Here is an 8,076-nt window from a genome sequence, read left to right as displayed (position 1 = left end):
GATACTACGTTTGGTTTGGGTGCAGCAGTCTTTACTGCCGATATCGCCAAGGGAGAAGAGATTGCTGTCAAGAGACTAAACGCCGGCTCGTGTTTTGTCAACACTTTTATTAAATCTGATCCGCGCCTTCCTTTTGGAGGCATCAACCAATCCGGGTATGGAAGAGAGCTGGGTATGTTTGGCATTCAGGAGTTTGTAAACATCAAAACCGTGTACATCAGCTAAATATTTTCCGCTGTTCATTTTTTAATCGTCTCTTCAAAATTCACCTTGGGTTTTCTGTTGCCAAAATCACAAAAATGCATCTCTCTTTTTGGCTTCAGGATCAGGTACAATCCCAGTCCGATCAAAACCAAAGCCGTTGTATAAGAGGAGATGTCAAAAAGTACCACATCTCTCAGGGTAAAAATCCCACCGATCAGCACCATGACTACCCAACCCCCGGCCTTAAAATTCTTTCTGAATCCAAACCACAGCCCCAAAGCAAGCAATATGGTATGCCAGCTCAATACCCAAAACGGAATAAACAAGCCAATATTTTTCATCAGAAAGATGGCGCCCAATACCAGTAAAAAAATTCCCCAGCCTAAACGGCGATTTTTTCTCTTGTTGTTATCGAAAGTTTCCATAGCTTTTTTTCTTCAAAACTACCGGCAAAACCAATGCACATCAATGCGTTACTGCTATACCACAGCAAGACACCGGTGAAAACAATAAAAATATCGGTAAAATACTATTTGAACTGCCCTTCTTTGTTCAGCAGCTGAAAATACCCGTCTAGCTTGATGCCCAGTGAAGTTTCAAACGCAGCTTTCATATCTTCAGGCTGAGGGTGTTTGCCGCTCCATTGGCTGAAATAGTACTGAAAAGCCTTATCCATTTTATCTCTTCCTACCTCATTTTCAAGCAAAAACAACCATAAAGCAGTCTTAATATAGGAAGTCATACTGTAATCATCTGAGGAAACAAATTGATCAGCCGGAAGATCGATAGCCGATTTCATCGGGATATTGGTCATGGCGTTATACAGTCTCGACAGAAATTCTTTTTCCGGCAATGCTTTAACTTCCGCAGGTATGGCATCCCCAAATACGGAATTGGTCTTGTATTTTTCCGCTTCATACCTAAACTGGAAATAGGTATTCAAACCTTCATCCTGCCAGGTGTGCAGCCGTTCATTGCTGCCCAGCATACTCATAAACCAATTGTGTCCTATTTCATGCGCAATGACCGCGTCCAGGGATTCTTTCTTAGCGTTAGGACTGGTGATCAATGTTATCGTTGGATATTCCATACCCCCGCTGGAGTTGTTCTCCGGTCCTTCTACCACCTGTACCACAGGGTATTGATATTCTCCGACCCAGCTGCTATACTTCTTTACTGCATCCTTTGTATAATCAATGCTGTTGTTCCAAAGCGTCGGCTTCTTATCGTGATAATAGTTAAACGCATCCACAACCTTTCCCGAGGCCAGTTTTACCGTGTCATACTGGATGATAAAGCCCTTGTCGGCAAACCATGCAAAATCAGGTACGTTTGAAATTTCATAAGTCAGCTTTTTGGTCGGCTTCTTGTTCAGAGGCTGATACTTTACCGGGTCACCAGATCTGTTGGCCACATTTTTTGCGCCAATGCTTTTATAAGCATTTAGTTCGTCAGCATTCTGCAAAACCCCGGTTGCACCTACTATATATTGACTGGGAACCGTGATATTCACCTTAAATGAAGCATATTCACTATAAAACTCGCCCATATCCAGGTAAGGAAATTCATGCCAGCCATTTTTATCAAACACAGCCGGTTTGGGATACCACTGACAAGCCATAAATTCACCCTCAGCAAAGCCCGATCTGGAAAAATAAGAAGGAAGTTTTATTTTGAAATTGGTAGAAATGCTGACAGAATCGCCAGGATTTAGTACGGCTGGCAACTTTACTTTAATTACATCGATGTATTGAGGATTGGAATGCGGTTCTACAACTGCAGTTTTGCCGTTCACTTTAAAATCAAGGCCGTCTATGCTTCCATAAGTAACTTTGGCCATTTTTTTTACTCTGGATGTGTCATTTTTCAATTGCTGAAACAATGCAGTCGATTCTTGCTTGTAAGCATTGGGCCAGATATGGAACCAAATGAAATCAAGCGGAGTTGGAGAATTGTTTTTATAAACTATGGTCTCAAACCCCGTCAGTGATTTGTCTTTATCATTTAGTGCAACATCAATGTTATAGCTTACCTGCTGCTGCCAGTAGGTTTCCTGTGCAAATACCGCACTGCTGAATGTCAAAAATAAAATTACCAGGTATTTTTTCATGTGCTATAAACGGAATAAATCAGGAATTAGTTTGCCAAATATAGCATTCGTCTTTTAAAATCTTCTTCCGGATATCCTCCTTGGTATGTGCGACTATCCCTTCAAAGTCATATCAAAAGAATCTTAGCGGCGTTACTGGGACGTTTCTAGAGCCTGGGGGTCATGCAACCCCCTAGCAACCCCCTAGTAAGGCCCTTGAGAGGGTGGAGAAAATATAGTCACATATACCATTCATAAGCCATTCAGAAAGGCAGGAAGAGACAAAACTAAACCGCATATAATTTTGTTATTCATAATTATAAATTATGCCAAATCTTTAAATCTCAAAAAATGAAAAATTATTTAACTATTGCCTTTATTGCCTTATTAGGCGGAATGACAATGCTGGCATCTTGTGCCGGCAGCACAGAGGAAGAAATTGCCTCTGCAAAACTGTTTACCACAGCCGACAATAAGGAAATCGGGTCTGCAAAATTTTACCAGGAAGGAGACGGCAACATCAAAATGGATCTGGAAATTGACTTTCCCGCACGCGCCGACAGTATAGTTGCTGTTCACTTTCATGAACACGGAGATTGCAGCAATATGGGAGAAAACACACATGGTCACTGGAACCCGACTAAAGAGGCACATGGCAAGTGGGGCTCAGCAGCGTATCACTCCGGTGATATAGGAAATATTCAGCTGGATGGCAAAGGGCATGGCAGTGTGAGTGTCACTACAGACAGATGGAGCATCGATACTGATGATGTTAAAAATATTATCGGCAGGGGTATTATTGTCCATGGCGGCACAGACGATTATACTACACAGCCCAGCGGCAACTCGGGACCAAGGGTTGGTTGCGGTGTGATCACAAAAAATTAATTTTTACAAACCATTAGGATTTAGGTGTGTTAAACTTATACATCAAAACTTTGAAAAATGGAAAATAATAATGAAAATGCAGAAATCCTGAACGACCTGATCCTCATCAATAACGACAGAGTTGCAGGATATGAGAAAGCAATTAGTGAGCTACAATCAGAAGACGATGATCTGAAACCGTTATTTTTAGAAATGATTAAACAGAGTCATAAGCTGAAAGCAAACCTGGTTCAAGAAGTACAGGTGATCGGCGAGGAAGCTGAAAGCGGTACGACCACTTTTGGTAAAATTTACCGCGGATGGATGGATGTTAAAGCTGTCTTTACCGGACACGACAGGGAAACTATTTTAAACAATTGTGAATTTGGTGAAGACGCCGCTCAAAATGCTTATCAAATGGCATTAGAGGAAGATACACTTACAGAGAATCTGAGAGCTTTAATTTCAGAACAGAAGTTTGACCTTCGCGGATCACATGATGAGATCAAGTCTTTGAGAGATCACGTTGCTAACAACTAGTGCCAAACCTTAGGTAAGCTGGGTTAAAGCTTACCCATTTACAAAGCTCAGGCCTTAATTAAAGGTCTGAGCTTTCGTATTCATATACTCCTTTTATATTCTTGTTCAGATACCTTCCTTTAGACCTCGCTGCCCTTAAAGAAATGTATACACCATGCGGCACCTCTTTATAATAGTAGACCTTTCCTGACTGAAAGACCACGGTTAAAACTTGGTGTTCAACATCATATTCGATTTTATCAACAACGGTGGAAGGCATAGCTGAAATTTTATTAGCCGGTCAATATCTAATAGCTACAACAATAAACGTTTTGGATTGTTATCCATAACGTACTAACTATAAAATAATGAAACGCATAGGTAAACTTGGTCTGATAGTCATATCATTGCTGCCAATTCTTCTGGGTGCCTGCAGCAGTACCAAGTTAATTTCCTCATGGAAAGCAGAGGATGTATCCAACCAGAAATTTGATAAAGTACTTGTCATCGGCCTCATGGGCAATAAAGACAGGAATTTAAGGGAAAATGTCGAGAAGATCATCGTTCAGCAGCTCCAGGCAAAAGGTATTAATTCCGGATCTGCATTTGCAGAATACGGTCCAAAGACATTTGAAGGATTAGATGAGTCTTCTGCACTTAAGAAACTGAAGAACAAGGGATATGACGGCGCCATCACCATCGCTCTGCTGGATAAATCAAAAGAAAAAACATATAATCCGGGTATGGTTGGCGTTTATCCAGGAACGTACCGCTTTTGGGGTCATTACCGTACCCTCTACAGCCGGATTTATGAACCGGGGTATTATAGGGTAACTAATAAGTTTATGTTGGAGGCCAATGTTTATGATCTGGATGCCGATAAATTGATCTATTCTGCGCAAACCCGGTCTGTAGATCCCGCCAGCCCGCAGTCACTTGCAACGGAATTTTCAGATGAGATCTTTGCAGACATGAGTAAAAAAGGCGTGATTAAATAGAAACGAGATGAAGATATTCTCAATAGCATTCAAAGTCGGCTGCCTCGATCTTGACGCCATCGTTACGGAATCAGACAATGATCACCGTTTTAAGGTGGAGATGGTCACCGGTGAACCCGACCCTATTGTTCTGAGACGCAGTGATGAGGGAACCTGGACGATTGAGAATTTTGGAGGAAGAAGCATTTCTGCAGAAGGTTATAAAAGCATACAAAAAGAAATAGAAGCCAGGCTGGCTTCTATCTGATAAAGTTGTCATGAGAATTAATTGAATGAAGACGGTTTATACTAAAATTCTGCGGAAAATTCTTTAGTATAGATCTTCAGGTTCTTTTTCAGCATCACCCTTGCGATGTGAATTCTTGTTTTTACGGTTCCGATTGGAATATGGAGCATTTCAGCTATTTCATGATACTTAAATCCTTCAAAATACTTAACAAATGGGGTCAGGTATTCAGGCTGAAGTTTCTTCATGGCATTGTTGATGTCTTCCCTGATGAATTTGTTTTCCCCTACATTACCCGTGGCGCTGGCCTGTAGCTGAGCGGCCGGAATCTCTTCATGTATCGATATAATAGACCTTGTCTTAACAGCTCTTCTATAGCCATTTATAAAGGTATTCTTCATAATGGTATAAAGCCATCCCCGGAAGTTTGTCCCGTCTTTGAACTGTTCGGAATACCGCATGGCTTTCAACAAGGTATCTTGTACCAAATCGTGCGCATCTTCATAATCCTGGGTGAATTTGAAGGCAAATGTTTCTAAAGCTGACTGATTACAGCTCAGCTGATAGTTAAATTCGTTAGTGTTCATAGGGAAGGGGAGTTTTAGGGAGGTTTGACGTTTTTTTAATCCATTTCGCAAGAAGGGTTTTAAATGCAAAATGTTCCGTCAAAATACGTACCAAAAACAGAGAACACAGTCACTAACTCATTGAAGGAAAAGAGATTCCCTTTATTTTCCTAAACAACTCGACCGCATAAATATCGGTCATTCCTGATACAAAATCCAGTACAGTTTGGATCTTTGAATAGGGATCTGCAGAGGTGGTCAAAAATTGTCCGGGAATCAGTTCAACAAGTTTCTTATGGTATTTGGAGTTGTTTTGAAGATATGCCGGAATGAATTCTTCCAGCAGACCTCCCATTACCCGATATCCCGCAACCTCAATCTGGACTACTGAAGAATAGTTGTAAATGCGTTTGACGGATATGCTTTCTATCTTTTTCATTACAGACAAAAAAGGTTCTTCAATAGCATCCATCAGGCTCTTGTTAAAGTCACCATTTAATATAGCTTCCTGTTCAGTGTAAAAGACATTGGCGCATAAACCGATCAGTGTACTGATCGATTTTGCCCGCATCAGTGTGATCTTTGCGTCATCGTCTTCCATCTCGCCCAGACGTGCCGGCATTTTAATATCGTTACATAGAGGCAATAACAGTTCCTCTACCTCTGTATAGGTCAGAATTTTCAGCCGATGGGCATCCTCGAGATCTATAATGTTGTAGCAAATGTCATCAGCTGCTTCGACCAGGTAAACCAAAGGGTGCCGCTTATAGATCAGCGGTGAATCCTGAACTTTAATGAGATCCATTTCCGCGGCTATCTTTTCGAACCCTGACTGTTCCGATTGGAAAAATCCGTATTTCTTGGTAAATATATGCTGCTTATTATGACCTGCAAGCGATGCACAGGGGTATTTTGCAATTGCCGCAAGTGTGGCATAGGTTAAAGCGAAGCCGCCTGTCCCCTTTCCTGCGAAAGGATGGGTAAGTATCCTTAGGGCATTGGCATTCCCTTCAAAATTGATCAGGTCCTGCCATTGGTGGGCCGTCACCTTATCTTTATAGATAGCGCCCTCACCATCGGTAAAATAATAAGATATGGCCGACTCCCCGGAATGCCCGAATGCAGGATTTCCGAGATCATGCGCCAGGCAGGCTGAGGCAACGATATTTCCAATTTCACATAGCAAAGGGCAGCGCTCATCAATCTGCGCATCGGTATCCTTTATTCTGTTATAAAAAATAGTTCCCAGAGAACGGCCAACACTGGCTACTTCAAGGCTGTGTGTAAGCCTGTTGTGTACAAATACACTTCCCGGAAGCGGAAATACCTGGGTTTTGTTTTGCAGCCTTCTGAACGGAGAGGAAAAAATAATGCGGTCATAATCCCGCTGGAACTCTGACCTGGCCTCCTTTTGGTTGCCTGCAAATCTGTCTTCATTGCCCCAGCGTTTGGCTGATAATAGTTTTTCCCAGTTCATGACATTTGATTTATTAAGCTGCGAAAATAGCAGAATTTATTGTGAATACAGCGGTTAAGAGTAGTTATTCAAGAGAATTGTTATAATAAAGTCATATAACTTAGTGTATTTTGTACACTATTTAAAACTCACTATATTTGTACTATCAAATCGATCAAAAAATAGAATCAGTAGTTGAGATGAAGGTCGATATGTTAAGAAAAGATTAAATTATACGGCAGTCTGAGTTTTGGTACGAAGATTGCAATAAAAGAATAAACCGTTCATACAGGTTTATATTTGGTTAGAAAAGGGTGAGTGTCCGGATGGAACAACCCTTTCTTTTTTTTACAGGAATTCTGTTTTTTCAATTCAAAATAAAGGGAGTAGAATAAATTCTATCCCCCTCTATAATCATCCCTATTGTTAACAAGGGCAAAGATATTACTATCAATCATTTAAGCAAATATTTAAGCGCTTTTTTTAATAAAAAAAATCCCGGTTATTTTTTACTTGTATAGTCAACCATTATTTGATTGAGCTTGTATAAGGTAACTTACCTGCTGAGCCGTTCAAGTATCCGTTTCCTTTTGTCCCTGAATGCTTTGATATCTGCATCGTAATGGTCAAAATTAAAGACAGTGGCATTGATTATTTTCTTTGCAAGGTCAGGATCTTTCTTTTCCAGCTGCCTGAGTAATTCATAATCATTGATGCCGTCGCGCATCGCCTCAAGGCGTATGGAAGAATAAAGCTTGTTATATGCAGGGTAAACGATATAGCTGTCTCCTCCAGGCACTACATTCCCGTCATCAAACATGCCGGTAACGTCATTGTACAAGTCTTTGCGGTATGGCATATGCCAGGCTGTCAGTCCCCAGTGAAGATAACCCGTAACACCGTATTTGTAGTTGAGCCAGTGCAAGAGCCTGGGCATCATCAGCGGCTGCTCTATAAAGCGGTTGGCGTAATTGCCCTGTGGACCAAGACAGGTATAAAACCACACTTCATCTCCTGCTTTTTGTCTTTTTTTATAAAAATCATACTCTTTGTGGAGCTGATCGAGTACCGGTACCCATACATCAATACTGCCAATCAGGTCAGATCCGATGTTGGCATCGATGATCTTAGTGCCTGGGATCAGTTTCTTG

11 protein-coding genes are annotated in these 8,076 nt (G+C 41.2%); 5 read left to right on the top strand and 6 right to left on the bottom strand.

The window, feature by feature from the left end; all coding sequences use genetic code 11:
• A partial coding sequence (locus VK541_RS07565) for an aldehyde dehydrogenase family protein (RefSeq protein ID WP_324368523.1) occupies positions 1 to 225 on the top strand: 225 nt, incomplete at its 5' end.
• Positions 226 to 239: 14 nt separating this feature from the next.
• Here VK541_RS07565 and VK541_RS07560 read toward each other — a convergent pair.
• Positions 240 to 629, bottom strand: a complete 390-nt coding sequence (locus VK541_RS07560) for a LiaF transmembrane domain-containing protein (protein WP_324368521.1) — start codon at positions 627 to 629, stop codon at positions 240 to 242.
• Positions 630 to 733: 104 nt separating this feature from the next.
• A complete protein-coding gene (locus tag VK541_RS07555) occupies positions 734 to 2,314 on the bottom strand; it encodes a M1 family metallopeptidase (RefSeq protein ID WP_324368519.1) in 1,581 nt (526 codons plus the stop codon).
• 330 nt (positions 2,315 to 2,644) lie between these two features.
• Between VK541_RS07555 and VK541_RS07550 the strand changes: the two genes are divergently transcribed.
• Both VK541_RS07550 and VK541_RS07545 read left to right on the top strand, forming a co-directional pair.
• Positions 2,645 to 3,181, top strand: coding sequence for a superoxide dismutase family protein (locus VK541_RS07550; protein WP_324368516.1), 537 nt, complete (start codon positions 2,645 to 2,647; stop codon positions 3,179 to 3,181).
• 57 nt (positions 3,182 to 3,238) lie between these two features.
• Complete coding sequence (locus tag VK541_RS07545; protein WP_324368514.1) at positions 3,239 to 3,700, top strand: PA2169 family four-helix-bundle protein; 462 nt, start codon at positions 3,239 to 3,241, stop codon at positions 3,698 to 3,700.
• A gap of 58 nt (positions 3,701 to 3,758) precedes the next feature.
• Here the strand turns inward: VK541_RS07545 and VK541_RS07540 are convergent, their stop codons facing one another.
• Positions 3,759 to 3,959, bottom strand: coding sequence for a KTSC domain-containing protein (locus VK541_RS07540; RefSeq protein WP_324368512.1), 201 nt, complete (start codon positions 3,957 to 3,959; stop codon positions 3,759 to 3,761).
• 88 nt (positions 3,960 to 4,047) lie between these two features.
• Here VK541_RS07540 and VK541_RS07535 point away from each other — a divergent pair, with 88 nt between their 5' ends.
• Together VK541_RS07535 and VK541_RS07530 are read left to right on the top strand one after the other, a co-directional pair.
• The gene (locus VK541_RS07535; RefSeq protein WP_324368510.1) at positions 4,048 to 4,677 is read left to right on the top strand and encodes a hypothetical protein; all 630 of its coding nucleotides are present in this window, start codon (positions 4,048 to 4,050) and stop codon (positions 4,675 to 4,677) included.
• Positions 4,678 to 4,684: 7 nt separating this feature from the next.
• Complete coding sequence (locus tag VK541_RS07530) at positions 4,685 to 4,924, top strand: hypothetical protein (RefSeq protein WP_324368508.1); 240 nt, start codon at positions 4,685 to 4,687, stop codon at positions 4,922 to 4,924.
• Positions 4,925 to 4,965: 41 nt separating this feature from the next.
• Here the strand turns inward: VK541_RS07530 and VK541_RS07525 are convergent, their stop codons facing one another.
• The 3 genes from VK541_RS07525 to VK541_RS07515 all read right to left on the bottom strand — a co-directional run.
• Positions 4,966 to 5,490 carry an RNA polymerase sigma factor gene (locus tag VK541_RS07525; RefSeq protein WP_324368506.1) on the bottom strand — a complete coding sequence of 175 codons (525 nt, stop codon included), beginning with the start codon at positions 5,488 to 5,490 and terminating at the stop codon, positions 4,966 to 4,968.
• A 112-nt stretch (positions 5,491 to 5,602) separates the two neighbouring features.
• Positions 5,603 to 6,946, bottom strand: coding sequence for a deoxyguanosinetriphosphate triphosphohydrolase (locus VK541_RS07520; RefSeq protein ID WP_324368504.1), 1,344 nt, complete (start codon positions 6,944 to 6,946; stop codon positions 5,603 to 5,605).
• Positions 6,947 to 7,481: 535 nt separating this feature from the next.
• On the bottom strand, positions 7,482 to 8,076 hold a 595-nt coding region (locus VK541_RS07515; RefSeq protein ID WP_324368502.1), incomplete at its 5' end, for a DUF4091 domain-containing protein.

Origin of the sequence: Pedobacter sp., assembly GCF_035317785.1 — a bacterium.
Classification (GTDB): Bacteria; Bacteroidota; Bacteroidia; order Sphingobacteriales; family Sphingobacteriaceae; genus Pedobacter.
This window is presented reverse-complemented; position numbering and strand designations above follow the sequence as displayed.